The following is a 23,623-nucleotide window of genomic DNA, read 5'->3' on the forward strand; positions in this document are numbered from 1 at the left end:
ATCTCCTTAGAATAATTAATTCATTTGTTCGCTAACTATTCTTATGTTTATATTTGACGAGTTGATTGATAAGGACGAGAATACCTGTCATCAAACTGGTTACTATCAAATAGTTAAGCAAACTACCATGATCCCCAATCACAGGAGGCTTGCTCATGAAGCCATAATTCCCTCCTGTTGCAAGATTAGCTAGAAAGATAATAGCATTGACGCCAAAGGTCATCTGGCAAATCTTCCAAATATCCCTATTTTCAACTTTATAATATCTAACAAGATAAATCAAGCAATTTGCTAAGAGGGCCCAGTGGCCGAAAACATTGTTCAGGGACGAAACGTGAGGGAAAGGAAAAGGATAAAAAACTGGATAAACCAAGGCCATGATAGAACCAAAAACTCCCACTAAGGCAAAATATTGTTTGAAAAAGGTCTTGTTAGGAGCAAAAAGAATCATCCACATAGCCATGCGACTATGGTAAAAAGGGAGAGCCTCAGACAAGGGCAGGCGTGCCGAAATATACCAAGCGTTGATAATCAGTAACTGAATCAATTGTCCCCAATACCAAAAGTTTCTGTAACCTTTAGATGATGCGAAACGAATCGATAAAACAGCTATGATTACTAAAGAAGTAGGTAATAAGAAGTACCACGTCCCCAAATGAGGAGGGACTGTTTTTTTACTGGTAAAAAGCAAATCCCAAATTTTCATATGTCCTCCTTAACTTGTTCGAATCGGTCAATGTCTGCATCTTGTTTGCCGACTAAAAACCAATGCTGTTCTTGCTTCTAACTTCAACCATTATATCGAATTAAAAACCATTTTTCAATTTCTATTTCTTTTTAGCTTAGCTCACCTTATTTATAGGAAAATATGGTAAAATAGAACAGATAAATAATCATCATTTCACGAAAGGATACCAGATGAAAATTACGCAAGAAGAGGTAACTCACGTTGCCAATCTTTCAAAATTAAAATTCTCAGAAGAAGAAACTGCTGAGTTTGCGACAACCTTGTCTAAGATTGTTGATATGGTCGAATTGCTCGGTGAAGTCGACACTACTGGTGTTGAACCAACGACTACCATGGCAGATCGTAAGACCGTTCTTCGCCCAGACGTAGCCGAAGAAGGAACTGACCGTGATCGCTTATTTAAAAATGTACCTGAAAAAGATAACTACTATATCAAGGTACCAGCTATCCTGGATGATGGAGGAGATGCCTAATGACTTTTAACAATAAAACGATTGAAGAGTTGCACAACCTCCTTGTATCTAAGGAAATTTCTGCAACCGAACTAACGCAAGCAACCATTGAAGATATCAAGGCGCGTGAAGAGGCTATCAATGCCTTTGTCACTATCGCTGAAGATCAAGCTCTTGCTCAAGCTAAAGTTATTGACGAAACTGGAATTGACGCTGACAATGTCCTTTCAGGAATTCCGCTAGCTGTTAAGGATAATATCTCTACAGACGGTATCCTAACAACTGCAGCCTCAAAAATGCTCTACAACTACGAGCCCATCTTTGATGCGACAGCTGTTGCCAATGCAAAATCTAAGGGCATGATCGTTGTTGGAAAAACTAACATGGACGAGTTTGCCATGGGTGGATCAGGTGAGACTTCTTACTACGGTGCTACTAAAAATGCTTGGGACCACAGCAAGGTTCCAGGTGGATCATCAAGTGGTTCAGCTGCAGCTGTAGCTTCTGGACAAGTCCGTTTATCACTCGGTTCTGATACTGGTGGTTCTATCCGCCAACCTGCTGCCTTTAACGGGATTGTTGGTCTCAAACCAACTTACGGAACAGTTTCACGTTTCGGTCTCATTGCCTTTGGTAGCTCATTAGACCAAATTGGTCCTTTTGCACCAACTGTTAAGGAAAATGCCCTCTTACTAAACGCTATTGCCAGCGAAGATGCAAAAGACTCTACTTCTGCTCCAGTCCGCATTGCTGACTTTACTTCAAAAATCGGTCAAGACATCAAGGGCATGAAAATTGCTTTGCCTAAGGAATACCTTGGCGAAGGGATTGACCCAGAAGTTAAGGAAACCATTCTGAACGCTGCTAAACACTTTGAAAAACTTGGTGCTATCGTTGAAGAAGTGAGCCTTCCTCACTCTAAATACGGTGTAGCAGTCTACTACATCATCGCTTCATCAGAAGCTTCATCAAACTTACAACGTTTTGACGGTATCCGCTATGGTTTCCGTGCTGAAGACGCTAAAAACTTGGACGAGATTTACGTTAATACTCGCAGCCAAGGATTTGGTGATGAAGTGAAACGTCGTATCATGCTTGGAACTTTCAGCCTTTCATCAGGTTATTACGATGCCTACTACAAGAAGGCTGGTCAAGTTCGTACCCTCATCATCCAAGATTTTGAAAAAGTCTTTGCAGATTACGATCTCATCCTTGGTCCAACAGCTCCAAGCGTGGCCTTTGATTTGGATTCACTCAACCACGATCCAGTTGCCATGTACTTGGCTGACCTCTTGACCATCCCAGTCAACTTGGCTGGACTTCCAGGAATTTCAATTCCTGCAGGATTTGCCCAAGGTCTACCTGTCGGGCTCCAATTGATTGGTCCTAAATACTCAGAAGAGACTATCTACCAAGCTGCTGCTGCTTTTGAAGCAACAACAGACTACCACAAACAACAACCCGTGATTTTTGGAGGTGATAACTAATGAACTTTGAAACAGTCATTGGACTTGAAGTCCACGTAGAGCTTAACACCAATTCAAAAATCTTCTCACCTACTTCTGCCCACTTCGGAAATGACCAAAATGCCAACACTAACGTGATTGACTGGTCTTTCCCTGGCGTACTGCCAGTTCTCAATAAGGGTGTTGTCGATGCTGGTATCAAGGCAGCTCTTGCCCTCAACATGGACATCCACAAGAAGATGCACTTTGATCGCAAAAACTACTTCTATCCTGATAATCCTAAAGCCTATCAAATTTCTCAATTTGATGAGCCAATTGGGTACAATGGATGGATTGAAGTGGAACTAGAAGACGGAACAACTAAGAAAATCGGTATCGAGCGTGCTCACCTAGAGGAGGACGCTGGTAAGAACACCCACGGTACGGATGGTTTCTCTTATGTCGACCTTAATCGTCAAGGCGTGCCATTGATTGAGATTGTATCTGAAGCCGACATGCGCTCACCAGAAGAAGCCTACGCTTATCTAACAGCCCTCAAGGAAGTGATCCAATACGCTGGTATCTCTGACGTTAAGATGGAAGAAGGTTCTATGCGTGTAGATGCCAACATCTCCCTTCGTCCTTATGGTCAAGAGAAATTCGGTACCAAGACAGAGTTGAAAAACCTCAACTCCTTCTCAAACGTTCGTAAAGGTCTTGAATACGAAGTGCAACGTCAGGCTGAAATCCTTCGCTCAGGTGGTCAAATCCGCCAAGAAACACGCCGTTATGACGAAGCGAACAAGGCAACTATCCTCATGCGTGTCAAGGAAGGGGCTGCAGACTACCGCTACTTCCCAGAGCCAGACCTAACACTCTTTGAAATCTCTGATGAGTGGATTGAGGAAATGCGTACTGAATTGCCAGAGTTTCCAAAAGAACGCCGTGCTCGCTACGTATCTCAACTTGGTCTATCAGACTACGATGCTAGCCAGTTGACTGCCAATAAAGTCACTTCTGATTTCTTTGAAAAAGCTGTCGCCCTCGGTGGTGATGCTAAACAAGTTTCTAACTGGCTCCAAGGTGAAGTCGCTCAATTCTTGAATGCCGAAGGTAAGACACTGGAACAAATCGAATTGACACCTGAAAACTTGGTTGAAATGATTGCTATCATCGAAGACGGTACTATCTCGTCTAAGATTGCCAAGAAAGTCTTTGTTCACCTAGCTAAAAATGGTGGTGGAGCACGTGAATACGTGGAAAAAGCAGGTATGGTTCAAATCTCAGATCCCGATGTTTTGATTCCAATTATCCACCAAGTCTTTGCGGATAACGAAGCCGCTGTTGCCGACTTCAAGTCAGGAAAACGTAACGCTGACAAGGCCTTCACAGGATTCCTCATGAAAGCAACCAAGGGTCAAGCCAACCCACAAGTAGCCCTTAAACTACTTGCCCAAGAATTAGCGAAGTTGAAAAACGATCAATAATCAATCTCAATATAACTGTCACAAGTTGATGACATCAGTCATTGCTTGATGCCTTGCACTTTGTACTCACATAGTTAGGAGACATATGAAAAAGTTATATACTCTTCTCGCCACTTGTTTATTGTTGTTCTTCTTCACACCATTTAACTCAATTGATGCTGGCGTTGGCCATTCGCGAAGTGGTAGCTCTAGCCGAAGTAGTTCAAGAAGTAGCAGCCGCAGTAGCTCAAGTCGTAGCTCTTCTTATAGAAGTAGCAATCGCTCTGGAAGCAGCTCCTCTAGTTCAGGTGGCTCTTTAGGTACTGGTATGAACATGCTTATCATGTTTGGTGTCGGAGGATTCTTACTCTACATGTTCATCAAATATCTAAGCGACCAGAATTCATCTTCTGGCAAGTCTTACGGTAGTTCAACTGGATATAATCCACCTAGCCATCGCCGAGTTGAACACAACACACTAGCTGTTAGTCGTGTCAAATATGGTGATCCAAACTTTGATGCTGATGCCTTCGCTTCATGGGTTAAAGAAGTCTATATTCAGTTACAGGCAGCCTGGACTAAAAAGGATTGGAATTTGGTTCGTTCTCTCGAAAGTACTAGTCTCTATTCCCAACATAGTACTCAACTCGAAGATCATATTCGGGCAAAAACAACCAATGTTTTAGAAAAAGTCTATGTTGAAAATATCCGCATCAAAGATTTCTATGAAAATCCTGATGGTAACGATACCCTTGTTGTTATCTTGTCATCTACACTCAGAGACTATGTTATCGATGATGAGACTCGTAAGGTTATCGAAGGAGACCCTCAACAAGATCTATTTACAGTTTATCAAATGAACTTTATCCGCAAACATGGTAGCCAAACCGAAAACAATGTTCAAGATGAGGCTGTTAGCGACCACTGTCCAAACTGTGGCGCTCCACTTAAAATCTCAGCTATTAGCCAATGTGAATACTGCGGAGCTGAGCTCACACGTAGTCCAAACCAATGGGTACTCGATACCTACGATGTTGTGGATGAAGACGAACTTTATAATTAGGAGGAAATTATGGGATTTATTCGTGCCGCCCTATCTTCAGGGCTTAATAGTTTCAACGATAGCAAATTTAAAGAAGCGATCGTACTTCCAAATAACCTAACAGCCGATGCTTTGGCCATTAAAGGCCAACTTCTTTCAAAAGATCCAGACGGCAAATCTAGACAAAGCAATCAAAACACTGGACTACTAACAGATGGTAGTGTCGTTATTGTTCCTCAAGGCTATGTCGCTATTCTAGTGAACAACGGTACCTTCCTTGGAGACGTCTTAGAAGCTGGTAGCCACGAATGGCGTTCTGGAGACAATGCTTGGCTTCTTGAAAAAGGTGGCCTAAAGGGTACTTGGGAAAATTTCAAAAACCGCTTCTCGTTTGGTGGTCAAGTCATTACCCAACAAGAAATCATCTTTATTCGTATGCAACCCGTTGCCGGAAATAAATTCGGTACACAGAATGCTGTAGAATACTTCAGTGAACGTTATCAACAATTACTTAACATCCGCTTCTACGGCTTATTTGATATCAAAGTTGCTGATCCAGTCCTATTCTATGTTAGCTCCATTAGTCAACAGATTGAAGACCATAAAGCCTTTACATTACAAAATGTAGCTCAAGGAACACTTCGACAAAATATCGCACCAAAGATTGCCATTGCAATTGCTAAATTTACCAATGAAAACAAGGTAGATATCTATAGCCTTAATGCCAATCAGGATACTTTCAATGAGCTAGCAAAACAAGAAGTTAATAAGGTATGGGCAGGACTTTATGGAATTGAAACAACCAACATTCTACTTGAAGATTTGAGCTATGATCAAGAAAGCTTAGATATTGTCCGTAAGCTTGATAGCGAGCTTGTCGCTATGAAGTACAATACGATTGAGATTGAAGAACGTCGTGCTCGTAATGAAGCTCTCATCGCTGCTGCTAACAATGAAGGCAATGGCAATGGTATGAACATGATTATGGGAATGAATCTAGGACAAACACTTGGCAATCAACTCAACCAACAAGCCCAAACTCAAGCACCTGTTCAAAATAACGGGCAAACTGCAAGCAAGAACTTTTACATCGAGGTAGACGGTAAGTATGTTCTCGTAACCAAAGATGAAGAAGGAAATATCGTACCAGTCAACTAATTCAAGCTCATCTGATATTTGAGAATTATTGCATTTTATGGTACAATAAAGAGTAAACTATTTATTAAAGAGGTAAAATCATGATTGAAGCAAGTAAACTAAAGGCTGGTATGACTTTTGAAACAGCTGAAGGAAAATTGATCCGTGTTTTGGAAGCTAGCCACCACAAACCAGGTAAAGGAAACACTATCATGCGTATGAAATTGCGTGATGTCCGCACTGGTTCAACTTTTGAAACAAGCTACCGCCCAGAAGAAAAATTTGAGCAAGCGATCATCGAAACAGTTCCAGCTCAATACTTGTACAAAATGGACGACACAGCTTACTTCATGAACACAGAAACTTATGACCAATACGAAATTCCTGTTGTGAATGTTGAAAACGAATTGCTTTACATCCTTGAAAACTCAGATGTAAAAATCCAATTCTACGGAACTGAAGTAATCGGTGTGACTGTACCAACTACTGTTGAATTGACAGTTGCTGAAACACAACCATCTATCAAAGGTGCTACTGTTACAGGTTCTGGTAAACCAGCAACAATGGAAACTGGTCTTGTCGTAAACGTTCCAGACTTCATCGAAGCAGGTCAAAAATTGATTATCAACACTGCAGAAGGAACTTACGTTTCTCGCGCCTAATCTCTAGAAACTAGAAAGAGGTCATTCTATGGGAATTGAAGAACAACTTGGCGAAATCGTCATCGCCCCACGTGTACTTGAAAAAATCATTGCTATTGCAACTGCGAAAGTTGAAGGCGTACACTCTTTTTCAAACAAATCAGTATCTGACACCCTTTCAAAACTTTCTCTTGGTCGTGGCGTATATCTAAAAGAAGCAAACGATGAGCTCACAGCTGATATCTACCTCTACCTAGAGTACGGTGTCAAAGTTCCTAAGGTTGCTATGGCTATCCAGAAAGCTGTTAAGGATGCTGTCCGTAACATGGCTGATGTTGAAATCTCTGCTGTCAACATTCACGTTGCAGGTATCGTTCCAGATAAAACACCAAAACCAGAATTGAAAGACTTATTCGACGAGGACTTCCTCAATGACTAGTCCATTATTAGAATCTAGACGTGAACTACGTAAGTGTGCCTTCCAAGCCTTGATGAGTCTTGAATTTGGTTCAGATCTAGAAACTGCTTGTCGCTTCGCCTACACACATGATCGCGAAGATACAGACGTACAACTTCCTAACTTCCTTGTAGAGCTCGTTTCTGGTGTCCAAGCTAAAAAGGATGATCTGGACAAACAAATCACACAACATTTGAAAACTGGTTGGACCATCGATCGTCTGACTTTGGTAGAAAAGAATTTACTACGCCTAGGAGTTTTTGAAATCACTTCATTTGATACTCCTCAACTCGTAGCTGTTAACGAAGCTATTGAACTTGCTAAGAGCTTTTCAGATCAAAAGTCAGCCCGTTTCATCAATGGACTCCTCAGTCAATTTGTGACAGAAGAAGATTAAATAATATAGAAAAAGTGTTTGACAGTTATCAAACACTTTTTTCTTTCCCTTCCACTATCTAAAAAAGTGGTAATAGACATAATTATAAACAAATATCCAGATGGGCTTGGCATAAGTGAGAAAGTTGAAAAAACTATGGCACAGGATTGTGATTTTTAGATTCTTAGTCCAACGGTAGACAAGAGCAAAGAAGAGACCGCCTAAACTATAAATGATCAAACTGATGGGATCGCGATGGGAAAATACCAAATGACTGATTCCAAATATAAGGGCTGATAAGATAACATCCAGATAATACTTGGAGTTTGGAAAGAAGGTATTCATGAAATACCCTCTAAAAACTATCTCCTCCAATATAGGTGCGACGACTACTATTAAACTAAACTTAAGAATAGTTGATAGAAAAGTTGGTTGTCCATTGGAGTATAGGACCGAAAGAAGGTCTTGAAAGATATACTTATTGTCAGTTAAGTAGTGAAATCGTAAGTCAAAAGCATCCACCAACTGACGAAGACAATAAATAGCTACTAGACTGATTACAAGGAAAAAGAGAGTTGACCAACTCCAAGCATTTTTTTCAAAAATGTATAGCATCTTTTTCTTTTTGAGCCAATAGATAAATAATCCTAAAAGAGCTAGTTGCTTTACTGCTAAAATAATAGAATAGCCATCTATCCCCCATCCTAAAAACTTAGTCAGATGCACAACTCCTAACTCTGTTAGATAAACCGATAAAAATACTAGTAAGATAAAGACTCCCAAATGCCCTAGTTTTTTCATACTCACTCCTTAAAAAATTAAAAATACCTTGATGGAGGAAAAAAATAACACCCCCTTATTCAGTTTATCAGTTACATACTGACCAAACACAGCATAAAATCTATAAAAACTTAGTCTATTCTCTGTAGCACTTATAGATGATCATTCCTTATTATATAATATACATCTTTTTTTATGACTCTCAGTTCTATTTCCTCAACTGTCAATTTTTAATCCTGAAATGAATTTTTGAGAGAAAGCAAAAAGCTAGAACCTTTTTTAGTTCTAGCTGTCTTTTTAATATTTTCTAAAGCGTTGATAACGCTCTTCCAAAAGTTTCTCCGACGATAATTGTTTTAATTGTTCAATTTCTGTTTGAAGTTCATTTTTTACACGAGCTAGCAGCTCTTTGGCAGAGAGGCCTCTCTCTGAAATAACCTTATCTACGACTTCCATCTCCAAAAGTTCATGTGAAGTGATTTTCATCAACTCAGCTGCTTCCATGGCACGCGTACCATCTTTCCACAAGATAGAAGCAAAGCCTTCAGGACTGAGAACTGCATAGATAGAGTTTTCTAGCATCCAAACACGGTCAGCCACTGCTAGAGCTAGAGCTCCACCAGAGCCACCTTCTCCTATAATAATGGCAATAATTGGCACTTTGAGGTCGCTCATCTCCATGAGGTTACGAGCAATGGCTTCACCTTGACCACGCTCCTCTGCTCCGACACCAGGATAGGCACCCGCAGTATTGATAAAGGTTACAACTGGACGACCAAACTTTTCTGCTTGCTTCATCAAACGAAGGGCTTTTCGGTAACCTTCAGGATGAGGTTGACCAAAGTTACGGTTAAGATTATCTTGTAAACTTTTACCTTTTTGGATTCCAACAACAGTCACTGCTTGGTCTCCTAACCAACCGATACCACCAATAATAGCACCATCATCACGGAAGGAGCGATCCCCATGCAACTCAATAAAATCATCAAAAATTCCTGTTGCGAAGTCCAAGGCTGTTAGGCGAGTTTGTTCACGAGCTTCTCTAACGATTTTCGCAATATTCATCAACTCTCCCTCCTGTGTAGTCTTACTAATCGAGCAATCGTATCTGGCAATTCTCGCCGTTTAATAATTGCATCTACAAAACCATGTTCCAGTAAAAACTCTGCTTTCTGGAAGTCTTCTGGTAGGTCTTCTCTTACTGTATTTTCAATCACACGGCGTCCAGCAAAACCTACCAAACTTTGGGGTTCTGCCAAGATGATATCCCCTTCCATAGCGAAGGAAGCTGTTACTCCGCCAGTCGTCGGGTCTGTAAGGATTGTCAGATAAAAGAGACCTGCATTGGAATGACGTTTGACTGCGGCAGAGATTTTGGCCATCTGCATCAAGCTCATGATTCCTTCCTGCATGCGTGCTCCGCCAGAAGCTGTAAAAAGTACGACAGGTAATTTTTCAGCGGTCGCATATTCGAATAAGCGAGTGATTTTCTCACCAACAACTGTCCCCATTGACGCCATAATAAAGTTAGAATCCATGATGCCAAGGGCAACCTTCTCTCCCTTAATCAAAGCTGTTCCTGTTACAACAGCCTCATCAAGACCTGTCTTTTCACGCATCAAAGTCAATTTTTTACGATAGCCTGGAAAATTCAAAGGATCCTGAGTCTCAATCCCTTTAAACATTTCCAAAAACGTACCCATATCAATGGTTAAAGCTAAACGCTCTTGAGCTGAAATACGGAAGGTATAGCCACAGTGAGGGCATATACGCTCACTCCCCAAGTCCTTTTGGTAAATCGTATATTTACAACCTGGACATTGGGAGAAGAGCTCATCTGGAACCTCTGGCTTGATCTGAGGTTGATTTACAGTCGAACGATTGGGATTGATTCGAATATATTTATCTTTTTTACTAAATAGAGCCATACATCCCCCTTTTCAGTCTTATACTATTTTTATACTCAATGAAAATCAAAGAGCAAACTAGGAAGCTAGCCGCAGGTTGCTCAAAGCACTGCTTTGAGGTTGTAGATAAGACTGACGAAGTCAGTCACATATATAATCCAAGGCGACGTTGACGCAGTTTGAAGAGATTTTCGAAGAGTATTACATTATTCTTTTTCTTGATAGTGTGGTAAGAAGGTCTCCATCAAGAATGAAGTATCGTAGTCCCCTGCTATCACTCGACGATCTGAAATCAAATCGAGTTGGAAATCAGCATTGGTGACAACCCCTTCAATTTCGAGTTCATAAAGAGCTCGTTGCATTTTCATGAGAGCATCAAAACGATTTTCGCCATGAACAATAATTTTAGCAATCATGCTATCATAGTATGGCGGAATGGTATAACCTGGATAAACTGCAGAGTCAACACGCAAGCCGACACCACCACTCGGTAGATAAAGATTGGTAATCTTACCTGGACTTGGTGCAAAATTAAAGGCTGGATTTTCTGCGTTAATTCGACACTCAATGGCGTGTCCTTTTAGAACAATATCTTCTTGCTTCAAAGTCAATGGTTGACCTGCTGCGATACGGATTTGTTCCTTAACAATATCCACACCAGATACAAATTCGGTTACTGGGTGTTCCACTTGGACACGCGTATTCATCTCCATAAAGTAGAATTTCCCACTTGCTTCATCTAGTAGGAATTCAATAGTACCAGCATTTTCGTAGCCTACAGACTCCGCTGCACGAACAGCTGCAGCACCAATTTCATTACGAAGTGTTTTCCCGATAGCAATTGAAGGACTTTCTTCTAAAACTTTTTGGTTATTCCGTTGAAGCGAACAGTCACGCTCACCTAGGTGAATAACATGACCCATCTGGTCAGCAAGAATCTGTACTTCAATATGTCGAGCAGGATAAATCACACGCTCTAGGTACATAGCTCCATTACCAAAGTTGGCTTTAGCTTCACTAGAGGCTGTTTCAAAGGCTGAAACAAGATCTTCTGCTTTTTCAACCTTACGAATCCCTTTACCACCACCTCCAGCTGAAGCTTTCAGCATAACTGGATAACCAATTTTTTCGGCAACAGCCAGAGCCTCTTCTGCAGTATGAACTTCACCATCTGATCCTGGAATGACGGGCACATTAGCCTTAATCATTTGAGCACGGGCGTTAATTTTATCCCCCATGATATCCATGACACGAGCTGATGGTCCGATAAATTTGATACCGACTTCTTCACACATGGTGGCAAATTTGGAATTTTCACTTAAAAAACCAAATCCAGGGTGAATGGCTTCAGCTTCAGTCAAGACCGCAGCTGATAGGATGGCATTGATGTTCAGATAAGATTCTGTAGCCTTCCCAGGGCCGATACAGATAGCCTCATCAGCCAAAAGCGTGTGGAGAGCTTCCTTGTCAGCAGTCGAATAGACAGCGACTGTTGCAATTCCTAACTCTCGTGCCGCACGAATAATACGAACAGCAATTTCACCACGATTGGCAATTAAAATCTTACGAAACATGGAAAACCTCCCTAGTTTCCAATAGCAAAGGTCAGAGTACCGCTTGCTGCAAGCTTACCATCTACTTCTGCCTTCGCTTCTACTACGGCGATTGTGCCACGACGTTTGACAAAAGTTGCTGTCATGACAAGCTGATCACCAGGAACAACTTGTTTCTTAAACTTAACCTTATCCATACCAGCATAGAAGACAAGGTTCCCTTTGTTTTCAGGTTTAGACAATTCCAAAACACCTGCCGTTTGTGCCAAGGCTTCCATAATGAGGACTCCTGGCATAACTGGGTATTGAGGAAAATGACCGTTGAAGAAAGGTTCGTTAATCGTTACATTTTTAATAGCAACGATTGTATCTTCGCTGACTTCCAAAACACGATCCACTAAGAGCATAGGATAGCGGTGAGGCAAAGCTTCTTTAATTCCTTGAATATCAATCATTTGATACGTACCAAGCCTTTCCCGAACTCAACCATTTCTTCATTAGCAACAAGAACTTCTGTTACGACACCGTCTTTAGGTGCTGGAATTTCGTTCATGACCTTCATGGCTTCGATGATGACCAAGGTTTGGCCTTTTTTAACAGTATCACCGACTGAAACAAAATTAGGTTTGTCTGGTCCCGCAGCCAAGTAAGCAACTCCGACAAGTGGACTCTCTACTAGATCTCCTTCAGCTACAGATTCAGTAGCGCTTGTTTCTGAAACTACTTCTACAGCTGGTGTTGAAGTTGGAGCTTGAGGTGCTACTGTAGTTCCAACTACTGGAACCACAGGTTGAGGTGCTGGACTTGTTTCTGCAACAAGTTTTGCTTCATTCTTGCTGAAGAGTAACTCATCCGTTCCATTTTTATAAGAAAATTCTCTCAAACTTGACTGGTCAAATTGCGCCATCAAGTCTTTGATTTCATTTAAATTCATCTTTACTTATTCTCCCAACGTTTGAAAGCAAGAACTGCATTATGCCCACCAAACCCAAAAGTGTTTGAGATAGCATAAGGAATTTCACGTTCCACGCCTTGTCCATAAATAACATTTGCTTCAATGTAGTCTGATAATTCTGTTGTTCCGGCTGTCATTGGTACATAGTTGTTACGGATGGCTTCAATTGTTGCAATGGCTTCAACTGCACCAGCTGCACCGAGCAAGTGTCCAGTAAATGACTTGGTTGAAGATACAGGTACTTCCTTACCAAGAACTGCTACGATAGCACCACTCTCTCCTTTTTCATTAGCAGGAGTTGATGTGCCATGAGCATTGACATAGGCTACTTGGTCTGGTGTAATCTCAGCTTCGTCCAAGGCAAGTTTGATAGCTTTAATAGCACCTTGGCCTTCTGGATGTGGTGAAGTCATATGGTAGGCGTCACAAGTGTTCCCGTATCCGACAACTTCAGCTAGGATAGTTGCACCGCGTTTTTCAGCATGCTCTAAACTTTCAAGAACCAACATACCTGATCCTTCACCCATGACAAATCCATTACGATCCTTATCAAATGGAATAGAAGCACGAGTTGGGTCCTCTGTTGTTGAAAGAGCTGTTAAGGCTTGGAAACCAGCAATGGCAAATGGAGTAATAGAAGATTCTGAACCACCAACTAGCATGATGTCTTGGAAACCAAATTTGATAGAACGGAAGGCATCTCCGATAGCATCATTTGATGAAGCACAAGCTGTATTGATAGATTTACAAATCCCATTTGCCCCAAATCGCATAGCAACATTCCCTGCAGCCATGTTTGGCAAGGCTTTTGGAAGTGTCAATGGTTTTACACGTTTTGGTCCCTTATCATGAAGTCGAAGCACTTGGTCTTCGATTTCTTTGATACCACCGATACCTGATGCCACAATGACACCAAAGCGATCTTTATCAAGTGCTTCAAGGTCAAGATTTGCATTGTTCACTGCTTCTTGAGCTGCATACAAGGCATACAAAGAATAGTCATCAAAACGGTTGGTATCTTTTTTTACAAAATATTTGTCAAAAGGAAAATCCTGGATTTCTGCCGCATTATGAACATCAAAAGCACTATGATCAAACTTAGTGATTTCACCGATTCCAATCTTTCCATTTTTTAGACTGTTCCAAAATTCCTCTGGTGTGTTCCCAATCGGAGATGTTAATCCATAACCTGTTACTACTACTCGATTTAGTTTCATTTTTATACCTCTATTTTAACTCTTATTGCATGGTTAGTCCACCATCAATTGCGATGACTTGTCCCGTTAGATAATCTTGACTTGCAAGAAAGGCTGTTACCTCTGCGACTTGCTCAGCTTGACCAAATTGTTTCATCGGAATTTGTGCCAACATAGCTTCTTTCACCTTATCAGATAGAACTGCAGTCATATCTGATTCAATCATTCCCGGAGCAATGGCATTGACACGCACATTGCGATTGGCAACCTCACGTGCTACCGATTTGGTAAATCCAATCAAACCAGCCTTGGAAGCAGCGTAGTTTGCTTGACCGATATTTCCCATCAAACCAACGACACTAGACATATTGATGATAGCACCTTCGCGAGCTTTTATCATCGGTTTCAAGACTGATTGTGTCATATTGAAGGCACCTGTCAAATTGACTTTTAAAACCTTCTCAAAATCTTCTTCTGTCATCTTAAGCATGAGAGTGTCTTGAGTAATCCCAGCATTATTAACGAGGACATCAACTGAACCCAGCTCTTCAATGGCTTGGTCCACCATACGCTTTGCGTCCGCAAAATCAGAAACATCACCTGAAATAGCAAGGACCTTCACTCCGTAGGATTTAAATTCGGCTAGAAGCTCCTCGGAGATTTCACCACGACTATTCAAGACAACATTGGCTCCCAAGCTGGCAAATTTATGAGCAATGGCAAGACCAATTCCTCGACTTGAGCCTGTAATAAAGACATTTTTCTGTTCTAGTTTCATTTTTCTCCTTTCAGAACTTCTACCAGTTTGGTCTAATTTTCTAAGAGTGCTAGTAAACTTGCTTGATCTTCCACATTAGCAAGTTGAGCTGTTTTATCAATCTTTTTGACGAATCCTGACAAAACTTTACCAGGTCCAATCTCGATAAAACGAGTGACACCCGCCTCTTGCATGACTGCAATACTTTCATAAAAGCGAACGGGTTCCTTAACTTGACGAGTCAAAAGTTCTGCAATTCGTTCTTTTTCCACGACCTTTGCTTCTGTATTGCCAACAAGTGAACAAGCAAAGTCACTAAACTCAACATCTTCTAGGGCTTGAGCTAATTTTTGACTAGCAGGGTCCAATAAAGCTGTATGGAAAGGACCCGAAACATTTAGAGGAAGCAAGCGTTTTGCTCCTGCCTCTTGCAAAAGTTCAACTGCACGATCTACCGCCACTACCTCACCACCAATAACAATCTGACTCGGCGTATTGTAGTTAGCTGGAGTTACAACACCAAGTTGAGAAGCTTCTTGACAAGCTTGTTCAATAACTTCAACTGGAGTATTGAGTACGGCTACCATTTTACCAGACCCAGCAGGTGCCGCTTCTTCCATATAAGCTCCACGCTTAGCAACTAGAGCCACCGCATCTTCAAAATCCAGTGCACCACTAGCTACCAGGGCAGAATATTCACCAAGAGACAAACCTGCCACCATATCAGGCTGATAACCTTTCTCCTTTAGTAGTCGGTAAATAGCAACGGATGTAGCTAAAATAGCTGGTTGCGTGTAACGAGTCTGATTTAGCTTTGTTTCATCATTATCAATCAAGTCACGAAGGTCATACCCCAAGACTTGGCTAGCTTGGTCGATTGTTTCCTTGACGATAGCATATTGGTCGTATAGCTCACGTCCCATTCCTAGGTACTGGGCTCCTTGACCTGCAAATAGAAAGGCTGTTTTAGTCATTTCTTGTAACTCCTGCCCAACGAGCAGCTTCTGCTTGAATCTTTTCAGCTGCACCGTAATAAATATCTTTTAAGATTTCTTCAACAGTTTCTTCTTTCGAAACTAGACCTGCAATCTGACCAGCCATCACTGAACCGCCATCCACATCACCATGAACAACAGCCTTAGCTAAGGCTCCTGCGCCCATTTGTTCAAAAATTTCTAAATCTGGATTTTCTTGTTTGAAGGCATCTTTTTCAGCTTGCTCGAAATCACGAGTCAATTTGTTTTTAATGGCACGAACTGCGTGTCCAAAATGTTGTGCTGAGATAGTTGTGTCAATATCACGGGCTTTTAAAATTTTAGCTTTATAGTTTGGATGAGCATTTGATTCCTTGGCAACTACAAAACGAGTTCCTACTTGCACAGCTTCTGCACCAAGCATAAATCCAGCTGCAGCTCCCTCACCGTCTGCAATACCACCAGCAGCGATAACAGGAATTGAAACAGCAGCTGCAACTTGACGAACCAAGGTCATGGTTGTTAATTTCCCAATGTGTCCACCAGCTTCCATACCTTCGGCAATGACGGCATCCGCTCCAATTTTTTCCATGCGTTTAGCCAAAGCCACGCTAGGTACTACAGGAATAACGGTGATTCCTGCTTCATGGAATCGTTCCATATATTTACTTGGATTCCCTGCACCAGTAGTGACTACCTTAACCCCTTCTTCAATGACAAGGTCGACAATATCTTCAACGAATGGAGACAAGAGCATAATGTTGACACCAAAAGGTTTGTCTGTTAATGATTTAATCTTATCAATATTAGCCTTAACCACTTCTTTAGGAGCATTTCCTCCACCAATGATACCGAGACCACCTGCTTTTGAAACAGCTCCAGCAAGGTCACCATCTGCAACCCAGGCCATTCCACCTTGGAAGATAGGATATTTAATATTCAATAATTCTGTAATACGTGTTTTCATAGTGCCTCCGTATGTCTTGCTTACGTAATAGTTCGACTACATTATAATTTGACAGTCAAACTATTACCTAAACAAGAGGGAGCGGGTTCCCCCTACTCCTTCTTCTTTTATTTTAATTATTTTGTTTGCTCTTCAACGTAAGCAACCAAGTCGCCAACTGTTTTCAAGTTATCTTCAGCTTCGATTTGGATATCAAAAGCATCTTCAATTTCTGAGATCACTTGGAACAAGTCCAATGAATCTGCATCCAAATCATCAAAAGTAGATTCAAGTGTTACTTCTGATGCATCTTTTCCAAGTTCTTCAACGATAATTTCTTGTACTTTTTCAAATACTGCCATGATAGACTCCTTTAAAATAAATAGTTTTTATAACAATGTGTTCACCACATGATTACCTAAATTGTAACAATAAGCGTGCCCCATGTCAAACCTCCACCGAAGCCTGACAAGAGAATTTTTTGACTCCCATCCAAGCGGATGAGCCCCTCTTCTACACACTCAGAAAGTAGGATCGGAATACTTGCCGCACTGGTATTTCCATACTTGGTCATATTGGCAGGAAACTTGTCTCGATCTACACCAATCTTTCTAGCCATCTTATCTAAAATGCGGATATTAGCTTGATGAAGCACGAGATAATCGAGTTCATCTGCTGATATTGGACTTTTTTCGATGGTCTGTTTAATGGATTTAGCCACGTCTCGAATCGCAAAGTCAAAAACTGCTCGACCATCCATTCTCAAGAAAGCATCAGGCTTTTCTTGATTTGAAAATGGTGAAGTTAAACCAGTCTGCCCATATGTCAAACACTCACTTCGCGAACCATCGCTATTGAGACTCTCCGCTAGGAAATGTGGCTCTTCGCTTGCTTCTAACAAGATGCCCCCAGCTCCATCTCCAAATAGGACAGCAGTTGAGCGATCTGACCAGTCTAAAGCTTTTGACATGGTTTCACTTCCGATGACCAGACCCTTACGATAAACACCTGAAGAGATGAACTTCTCTGCAGTTGATAGAGCAAAGATAAATCCACTACAGGCAGCTGTTAAGTCATAGGCAAAAGCCTTGTGAGCGCCGATTTTAGCCTGAACACGAGCGGCTGTTGAAGGCATCATCGAGTCAGGTGTCATCGTAGCTAGAATGATAAAATCCAACTCTTCAGCAGAAATCCCTGACTTCTCTAGGAGTTGTTTTGCAACTGCCGTTGCCAAATCTCCTGTTGATTCTGTCTTAGAAATGCGACGTTCCTTAATCCCAGTTCGACTTGAAATCCATTCATCACTCGTATCCATGACCTGAGCTAAATCCTCATTTGTGACAATCTGCTCGGGTACATAATGAGCAACCTGGCTTATTTTTGCAAAAGCCATTATTTCAAATCCTCCAAAAATTGATAAAGATTGGTCAAACCTTTACTCATAACATCCATTTCCTCTGGGCTCATGCCTTCGATAATTCTTTCGACCATGGCCTTATGGAAACGTTTATGGAGACGATGTACGAGTCGACCTTTCTTGGTCAAATGCAGATGTACTACACGACGATCCTGATCTGAACGTAAGCGTTCGATGTAACCTTTTCGTTCCAAGTTGTTCAGACTAGTTGTCACTGTTCCTAGAGTTACCATCAATTCTTTGGACACTTGACTTGGTGTCACATCTGGAAACTTACCAATCACATCAATCGTGTGCATTTCCTTGATAGAGATGTCCTTGAAACGACTACCTCGCAAACTCACTTCCTCAATCACCAGGACGTTATTAAAAATAGATGTTAAATAGTCATTGATCCGTTGGTAGTCCAATTCTCTTCCCTCCCTTATCAAAAAAGTTTAACTATCAAAACATTTGACAAAAAAAGTATATCAAACTTCAAAGAATTGTGCAAGTATTTTTTTACTTTCCGATAAATTTTGGACGTCGTCTTTCAGAATGTGCACGAACACCTTCTTTAAAATCTTCCGTATAAGATAGAGATTTTTGCAATTCCAGTTCTAGCTGTGCGTACTCGTGCCACTGCTTAAACTCGCTCTCCCAGACTAACTTCTTAATAGCAGCATAAGAGTTAGAGGATCCTCTTCTCAACTTCTTCAACAGTTGTTCTCTTGTCTTTTCCAGTTGATCACTAGCACACAGACGATAGACAGCTCCAGCTTCAAGTGCTTTTTCTGCTGTGAAAGCTTCTCCAGTCATAGCTAATTGCGTTGCCCGAGTCGCACCTAGTGATCGTGTAAGCAAGAATAAGCCACCCGCATCAGGAGCTAAGCCCACACCTACAAAGGCCTGAATGAATTTAGCTTTGTCAGAAGCAATACAGAAATCAACCGCTAAAGCCATATTAGCCGCAGCTCCAGCAGCTGCTCCATCCACCTCCATAATGACTGGTTTAGGAATTTGTTTAATCTTATAGGAAATCGTATTTACCAACTCCGCAATTTGGGTAAGGGAGGCAATATCATCCTCATCGACTGCACGTTTCATTTCTACTAAATCCCCTCCAACGGAGAATACTTTGCCAGCAGCATTAATGAGAATAAACGAAACCGAAGCATCTTTTTCAGCCAATTCCAATGCTTCTAGAATTTCTTGACACATAGGAATATGAAAACCATTGGCCACCTCAGGACGATTTAAAGTTAGTATCGCTAAATCGTCTTGAACTTGATAGAGAATATGATTCATAGGCACTCCTTTTAATTTACAACGAAGAATAAATTATTTTATTTTCAAATTATATCTTTTTCTAACTTTTTAAACAAGAGAAAAATCGACCGAAAGTGTCTCGGCCGATTTTAAAATCTTAGTTTGGTCTCTAAAAATACAGGAAAACCAGTACTTGTATCATCCATGAAATCATAAATCACTTCAAGCATTCGTCCTCCTTCTCTCTGATAAAGCTGTTCTTTGTTGGAGCCTTTATAGTAGAATTCTCCTGAAATCATGTAAAAAACACGATTTGGATCTTCAAGGTAGGCAAAAAGATTTCCTGTAAAAGGAGCTTCCTTATCCCCGTCCTTGGTGACCAGACTTGTAGCTAAGAGCTTCGTGATTCCTCTAAATTGTCCACTTTCATCTGTTCGACAATAAAACTTGACTCTAGCTTCATAGTCAGGATTGACGATAATCTTTTCAGAGAGAATTCGATAGGTCCTTGCCTTACTATCTGACAAGCTGATAGATAAGATAATTTTAGCCCTCTCAACTGAAATCTGACCTTCCTGAGCATATTCTATCGCTAATTCTTCTCCGGTCAAACGACCACTGGGAAGAGGTTGAGAACTTGCTCCGATATTTGTAGGAATCATCACGAAGGTAAGGACTAGTAAGATTAAACAAACTACTCTTTTAATCATCTTCCCCCAACTCCTTTCATTAGAAGAGTCTTTCCTCCTACACCTTTATTATAAGCTTTCCTGATGAGACTTTCAAACAATTATATAGGTAATTTTCCAGATTGAAAAAAGCCCCTCTTTCTGCTATAATCGTATAAAATACTTACTTTAGGAGTTCTTATGAAGGTTGTTAAATTTGGTGGAAGCTCGCTTGCCTCTGCTAGTCAGTTAGAAAAAGTTTTAAATATTGTCAAAAGTGATCCAGAACGTCGTTTTGTGGTTGTATCTGCACCTGGTAAACGTAATTCTGAAGACACTAAGGTTACGGATGCCTTGATTAAATACTACCGTGACTATGTAGCTGGAAATGACATTAGCAAAAGCCAAAACTGGATTATTGATCGCTATGCTGCTATGGTTAGCGAATTAGGTCTTAAACCAGCCGTTTTAGACAAAATTTCAAAAAGCATTCGCTCTCTAGCTACTCTTCCAATTGAAGATAATAAGTTCCTCTATGATACCTTCCTAGCAGCTGGAGAAAATAACAATGCCAAGTTGATTGCAGCCTACTTCAACCAAAATGGCTTGGAGGCGCGTTATGTTCATCCTAGAGAAGCTGGTATCGTCGTTACGAGCGAACCTGGAAATGCGCGAATCATCCCATCAAGTTATGATAAAATCGAGGAATTGACAAATTCAACTGAAGTTCTTGTTATCCCTGGTTTCTTCGGTGTTACTAAAGAAGATCAAATTTGTACCTTCTCACGTGGGGGATCAGATATTACTGGTTCTATCATTGCTGCTGGTGTCAAAGCTGACCTCTATGAGAACTTTACTGATGTAGATGGAATCTTTGCAGCTCACCCTGGTATTATCCATAAGCCACACTCTATCCCTGAATTGACCTACCGTGAAATGCGTGAGTTGGCCTATGCAGGATTCTCTGTACTACACGATGAAGCACTTCTACCTGCCTACCGTGGGAAAATTCCTCTTGTCATTAAAAATACCAACAATCCAGACCATCCAGGTACTCGTATCGTTCTAAAACACAGTAGTGATGAATTTCCAGTTGTAGGAATTGCTGGGGATTCTGGCTTTGTCAGCATCAATATGTCTAAGTATTTGATGAACCGCGAAATCGGTTTTGGTCGTAAAGTTCTTCAGATTCTTGAGGACCTTAATATTGGTTGGGAACACATGCCAACTGGTATCGATGACCTGTCTATCATTTTACGTTCACGAGAATTGACTCCGATTAAGGAAGAAGAAATCCTTCGTCAATTAGTCCATAAAGCAGAAGTAGACCACGCTGAAATCGAACACGACCTCTCTATCATTATGATTGTTGGGGAAAAAATGAAGCGTCATATCGGGGTAACTGCTACAGCCACTCGTGCCTTATCTGAGAACAACATCAACATCCAAATGATGTCACAAGGTTCTAGTGAAGTTTCTATCATGTTTGTTGTCCATAAAGACCAAGAAAAAGCCGCTCTTAAAGCTCTCTATCAAGCATTTTTCGGTGAAAATAAGGAAGACTAAATATGGCACAATCCCTCAACAAGGTCGTCGACTTGCAAACAACTGGAACCTCCTATCTCTCCATTACAGGAAAGGTTGGAAAATTTCTGGTCGGAGATCATGCCTTAGAATTTTACGCAGACCGTAATGTCGAGGACTATATTCAAATTCCATGGTCCAGCGTTAATCAAATTGGAGCCAATGTTTCAGGTCGCAAGGTTAGTCGGCATTTTGAAGTCTTTACAGATCAAGGAAAATTTCTCTTCGCCTCAAAAGACTCTGGAAAAATCCTTAAGATTGCTCGTGAAAAATTGGGAAATGACAAGGTAGTCAAACTTCCTACCTTAGTCCAAATCATTGGTCGAAAAATTAAAAATCTATTTGCAAAAAAATAAAAAGTTTAGTATAATCATAGCAACGGATAAGTAGGTTACTTCCTTCTTTCAGAAAGTCTGCGGATGCTGCGAGCAGATAGAAGATTTAATCGAAATTCTACCGTTGTTTTAAATCAAATACAGAATCAAGTGCACACCTGTGAAGTTGGATGGAACCGTGGCCCTGCCACTCCAACGCTTTGTCAGGTGTGCTTTTTTCATAAAGGAGTTTATATGCTAGATATCAAACGTATTCGTACAGACTTTGATGCTGTCGCAGAAAAATTGGCTACACGTGGTGTAGATGCTGCTATCTTGAACGAGATGAAAGAAATCGATGCTAAACGTCGTGACATCTTGGTTAAGGTTGAAACCCTCAAAGCAGAGCGTAACACGGTTTCTGCTGAAATTGCTCAAGCTAAGCGCAACAAGGAAAATGCCGATGATAAGATTGCTGCCATGCAAACCCTATCTGCCGAGGTAAAAGCTCTTGATGCTGAGTTGGCGGAGATTGATGCTAAATTGACAGAATTTACCACTACTCTTCCAAACATCCCAGCTGACAGTGTTCCTATTGGAGCAGACGAAGACGATAACGTAGAAGTTCGCCGTTGGGGAACTCCTCGTGAGTTTGACTTTGAACCAAAAGCCCACTGGGATCTTGGTGAAGACCTCGGTATCCTTGACTGGGAACGCGGTGGAAAGGTAACTGGAGCGCGCTTCCTATTCTACAAAGGACTTGGGGCTCGTTTGGAACGTGCTATCTACAACTTTATGTTGGATGAGCATGGAAAAGAAGGTTATACTGAAGTCATCACACCTTACATGGTTAACCATGACTCAATGTTTGGTACAGGACAATATCCAAAATTCAAAGAAGATACGTTTGAATTGAAAGATACGAACTACGTCCTCATTCCTACCGCTGAAGTTCCTCTGACAAACTACTATCGTGATGAAATCCTTGACGGAAAAGACTTGCCAATCTACTTTACTGCTATGAGTCCATCTTTCCGTTCTGAAGCTGGTTCTGCTGGTCGCGATACACGTGGCTTGATTCGTTTGCACCAATTCCACAAGGTTGAAATGGTGAAATTTGCCAAACCTGAAGAATCATACGAAGAATTAGAAAAGATGACCGCCAACGCTGAAAACATCCTTCAAAAACTCAACTTGCCATACCGTGTAGTTGCTCTTTCTACAGGAGATATGGGCTTCTCAGCTGCCAAGACTTACGACTTGGAAGTTTGGATCCCAGCGCAAAATACCTACCGAGAAATCTCAAGCTGTTCAAATACAGAAGATTTCCAAGCACGTCGTGCGCAAATCCGTTACCGTGATGAAGCAGATGGTAAAGTTAAACTTCTTCATACCTTGAATGGTTCTGGACTTGCTGTTGGACGTACTGTCGCTGCTATTCTTGAAAACTATCAAAATGAAGATGGTTCTGTAACTATTCCTGAAGTTCTTCGTCCATACATGGGTGGAGCTGAAGTCATCAAACCATAATATTTTCAGATAAAAAAAGAGGAAGCTAAG

Annotated in this window: 27 protein-coding genes; 11 read left to right on the plus strand and 16 right to left on the minus strand. The window is 41.1% G+C overall.

Translation table 11 applies throughout. From position 1 onward, the window contains the following. Nucleotides 1-31 precede the first annotated feature (31 nt). A complete protein-coding gene (locus HMPREF2619_RS06330) occupies nucleotides 32-706 on the minus strand; it encodes a YwaF family protein (protein ID WP_070460127.1) in 675 nt (224 codons plus the stop codon). Between the two features lie 212 nt (nucleotides 707-918). On the opposite strand from HMPREF2619_RS06330, the gene gatC reads away from it, so the two are divergent. The 8 genes from gatC (at nucleotide 919) to nusB (ending at nucleotide 7,785) form a co-directional block, all read left to right on the plus strand. Next, a complete protein-coding gene (gatC, locus tag HMPREF2619_RS06335; RefSeq protein ID WP_004251926.1) occupies nucleotides 919-1,221 on the plus strand; it encodes an Asp-tRNA(Asn)/Glu-tRNA(Gln) amidotransferase subunit GatC in 303 nt (100 codons plus the stop codon). Continuing rightward, nucleotides 1,221-2,687 carry an Asp-tRNA(Asn)/Glu-tRNA(Gln) amidotransferase subunit GatA gene (gene gatA / locus HMPREF2619_RS06340; protein ID WP_070460130.1) on the plus strand — a complete coding sequence of 489 codons (1,467 nt, stop codon included), beginning with the start codon at nucleotides 1,221-1,223 and terminating at the stop codon, nucleotides 2,685-2,687. The genes gatC and gatA overlap by 1 nt, the downstream gene beginning before the upstream one ends. Continuing rightward, nucleotides 2,687-4,132 carry an Asp-tRNA(Asn)/Glu-tRNA(Gln) amidotransferase subunit GatB gene (gene gatB / locus HMPREF2619_RS06345; RefSeq protein WP_070460133.1) on the plus strand — a complete coding sequence of 482 codons (1,446 nt, stop codon included), beginning with the start codon at nucleotides 2,687-2,689 and terminating at the stop codon, nucleotides 4,130-4,132. Before gatA ends, gatB begins: the two co-directional genes overlap by 1 nt. A gap of 85 nt (nucleotides 4,133-4,217) precedes the next feature. Then, complete coding sequence (locus HMPREF2619_RS06350) at nucleotides 4,218-5,174, plus strand: zinc-ribbon domain-containing transport protein (RefSeq protein ID WP_070460136.1); 957 nt, start codon at nucleotides 4,218-4,220, stop codon at nucleotides 5,172-5,174. 9 nt (nucleotides 5,175-5,183) lie between these two features. Further along, complete coding sequence (locus HMPREF2619_RS06355; RefSeq protein ID WP_049508934.1) at nucleotides 5,184-6,311, plus strand: SPFH domain-containing protein; 1,128 nt, start codon at nucleotides 5,184-5,186, stop codon at nucleotides 6,309-6,311. A gap of 80 nt (nucleotides 6,312-6,391) precedes the next feature. Then, a complete protein-coding gene (efp, locus tag HMPREF2619_RS06360; protein WP_000568646.1) occupies nucleotides 6,392-6,952 on the plus strand; it encodes an elongation factor P in 561 nt (186 codons plus the stop codon). A 28-nt stretch (nucleotides 6,953-6,980) separates the two neighbouring features. Further along, a complete protein-coding gene (locus HMPREF2619_RS06365) occupies nucleotides 6,981-7,370 on the plus strand; it encodes an Asp23/Gls24 family envelope stress response protein (protein ID WP_049503061.1) in 390 nt (129 codons plus the stop codon). Continuing rightward, a complete protein-coding gene (nusB, locus tag HMPREF2619_RS06370) occupies nucleotides 7,363-7,785 on the plus strand; it encodes a transcription antitermination factor NusB (protein WP_049503062.1) in 423 nt (140 codons plus the stop codon). The genes HMPREF2619_RS06365 and nusB overlap by 8 nt, the downstream gene beginning before the upstream one ends. 54 nt (nucleotides 7,786-7,839) lie before the next feature. Here the strand turns inward: nusB and HMPREF2619_RS06375 are convergent, their stop codons facing one another. The 15 genes from HMPREF2619_RS06375 to HMPREF2619_RS06445 all read right to left on the minus strand — a co-directional run bounded on the left by HMPREF2619_RS06375 (nucleotide 7,840) and on the right by HMPREF2619_RS06445 (nucleotide 20,207). After that, complete coding sequence (locus HMPREF2619_RS06375; protein WP_070460139.1) at nucleotides 7,840-8,565, minus strand: CPBP family intramembrane glutamic endopeptidase; 726 nt, start codon at nucleotides 8,563-8,565, stop codon at nucleotides 7,840-7,842. A 276-nt stretch (nucleotides 8,566-8,841) separates the two neighbouring features. Continuing rightward, on the minus strand, nucleotides 8,842-9,609 hold the full coding sequence (locus HMPREF2619_RS06380; protein ID WP_070460142.1) for an acetyl-CoA carboxylase carboxyl transferase subunit alpha: 768 nt from the start codon (nucleotides 9,607-9,609) through the stop codon (nucleotides 8,842-8,844). Further along, nucleotides 9,609-10,472 carry an acetyl-CoA carboxylase, carboxyltransferase subunit beta gene (gene accD, locus HMPREF2619_RS06385; protein ID WP_049503080.1) on the minus strand — a complete coding sequence of 288 codons (864 nt, stop codon included), beginning with the start codon at nucleotides 10,470-10,472 and terminating at the stop codon, nucleotides 9,609-9,611. The genes HMPREF2619_RS06380 and accD overlap by 1 nt, the downstream gene beginning before the upstream one ends. 185 nt (nucleotides 10,473-10,657) lie before the next feature. After that, the gene (gene accC, locus HMPREF2619_RS06390; RefSeq protein WP_070460145.1) at nucleotides 10,658-12,025 is read right to left on the minus strand and encodes an acetyl-CoA carboxylase biotin carboxylase subunit; all 1,368 of its coding nucleotides are present in this window, start codon (nucleotides 12,023-12,025) and stop codon (nucleotides 10,658-10,660) included. Nucleotides 12,026-12,036: 11 nt separating this feature from the next. Continuing rightward, on the minus strand, nucleotides 12,037-12,459 hold the full coding sequence (gene fabZ, locus HMPREF2619_RS06395) for a 3-hydroxyacyl-ACP dehydratase FabZ (protein ID WP_070460148.1): 423 nt from the start codon (nucleotides 12,457-12,459) through the stop codon (nucleotides 12,037-12,039). Next, nucleotides 12,456-12,938 (minus strand): acetyl-CoA carboxylase biotin carboxyl carrier protein, encoded by a 483-nt coding sequence (gene accB, locus HMPREF2619_RS06400; protein ID WP_070460151.1) that lies wholly within the window; start codon nucleotides 12,936-12,938, stop codon nucleotides 12,456-12,458. Before accB ends, fabZ begins: the two co-directional genes overlap by 4 nt. A 2-nt stretch (nucleotides 12,939-12,940) precedes the next feature. Continuing rightward, a complete protein-coding gene (gene fabF / locus HMPREF2619_RS06405) occupies nucleotides 12,941-14,176 on the minus strand; it encodes a beta-ketoacyl-ACP synthase II (protein WP_070460154.1) in 1,236 nt (411 codons plus the stop codon). 22 nt (nucleotides 14,177-14,198) lie between these two features. After that, entirely contained in the window at nucleotides 14,199-14,933 is a 735-nt protein-coding gene (gene fabG, locus HMPREF2619_RS06410; RefSeq protein WP_070460157.1) for a 3-oxoacyl-[acyl-carrier-protein] reductase, read from the minus strand. 32 nt (nucleotides 14,934-14,965) lie between these two features. Further along, nucleotides 14,966-15,886: an ACP S-malonyltransferase gene (gene fabD / locus HMPREF2619_RS06415; RefSeq protein ID WP_070460160.1), complete on the minus strand. Its 921-nt coding sequence runs from the start codon at nucleotides 15,884-15,886 to the stop codon at nucleotides 14,966-14,968. After that, nucleotides 15,879-16,853, minus strand: a complete 975-nt coding sequence (gene fabK / locus HMPREF2619_RS06420; protein WP_049503073.1) for an enoyl-[acyl-carrier-protein] reductase FabK — start codon at nucleotides 16,851-16,853, stop codon at nucleotides 15,879-15,881. Before fabK ends, fabD begins: the two co-directional genes overlap by 8 nt. Before the next feature lie 116 nt (nucleotides 16,854-16,969). After that, nucleotides 16,970-17,194 carry an acyl carrier protein gene (locus tag HMPREF2619_RS06425; protein ID WP_000257840.1) on the minus strand — a complete coding sequence of 75 codons (225 nt, stop codon included), beginning with the start codon at nucleotides 17,192-17,194 and terminating at the stop codon, nucleotides 16,970-16,972. A 56-nt stretch (nucleotides 17,195-17,250) separates the two neighbouring features. Continuing rightward, nucleotides 17,251-18,225, minus strand: coding sequence for a beta-ketoacyl-ACP synthase III (locus tag HMPREF2619_RS06430; RefSeq protein ID WP_070460163.1), 975 nt, complete (start codon nucleotides 18,223-18,225; stop codon nucleotides 17,251-17,253). Then, nucleotides 18,225-18,659 carry a fatty acid biosynthesis transcriptional regulator FabT gene (locus HMPREF2619_RS06435; protein ID WP_000386343.1) on the minus strand — a complete coding sequence of 145 codons (435 nt, stop codon included), beginning with the start codon at nucleotides 18,657-18,659 and terminating at the stop codon, nucleotides 18,225-18,227. Before HMPREF2619_RS06435 ends, HMPREF2619_RS06430 begins: the two co-directional genes overlap by 1 nt. Before the next feature lie 91 nt (nucleotides 18,660-18,750). Then, the gene (locus tag HMPREF2619_RS06440; RefSeq protein WP_070460166.1) at nucleotides 18,751-19,536 is read right to left on the minus strand and encodes an enoyl-CoA hydratase; all 786 of its coding nucleotides are present in this window, start codon (nucleotides 19,534-19,536) and stop codon (nucleotides 18,751-18,753) included. A gap of 110 nt (nucleotides 19,537-19,646) precedes the next feature. After that, nucleotides 19,647-20,207, minus strand: a complete 561-nt coding sequence (locus HMPREF2619_RS06445) for a hypothetical protein (protein WP_070460168.1) — start codon at nucleotides 20,205-20,207, stop codon at nucleotides 19,647-19,649. A 159-nt stretch (nucleotides 20,208-20,366) separates the two neighbouring features. On the opposite strand from HMPREF2619_RS06445, the gene HMPREF2619_RS06450 reads away from it, so the two are divergent. The 3 genes from HMPREF2619_RS06450 (at nucleotide 20,367) to serS (ending at nucleotide 23,593) form a co-directional block, all read left to right on the plus strand. After that, nucleotides 20,367-21,731, plus strand: a complete 1,365-nt coding sequence (locus HMPREF2619_RS06450) for an aspartate kinase (RefSeq protein ID WP_070460170.1) — start codon at nucleotides 20,367-20,369, stop codon at nucleotides 21,729-21,731. A gap of 2 nt (nucleotides 21,732-21,733) precedes the next feature. Beyond that, nucleotides 21,734-22,105 (plus strand): DUF956 family protein, encoded by a 372-nt coding sequence (locus HMPREF2619_RS06455; protein ID WP_070460172.1) that lies wholly within the window; start codon nucleotides 21,734-21,736, stop codon nucleotides 22,103-22,105. 213 nt (nucleotides 22,106-22,318) lie between these two features. Further along, the gene (gene serS, locus HMPREF2619_RS06460; RefSeq protein ID WP_000884217.1) at nucleotides 22,319-23,593 is read left to right on the plus strand and encodes a serine--tRNA ligase; all 1,275 of its coding nucleotides are present in this window, start codon (nucleotides 22,319-22,321) and stop codon (nucleotides 23,591-23,593) included. Nucleotides 23,594-23,623 lie beyond the last annotated feature (30 nt).

Source organism: Streptococcus sp. HMSC074B11 (assembly GCF_001808705.1).
GTDB lineage: Bacteria > Bacillota > Bacilli > Lactobacillales > Streptococcaceae > Streptococcus.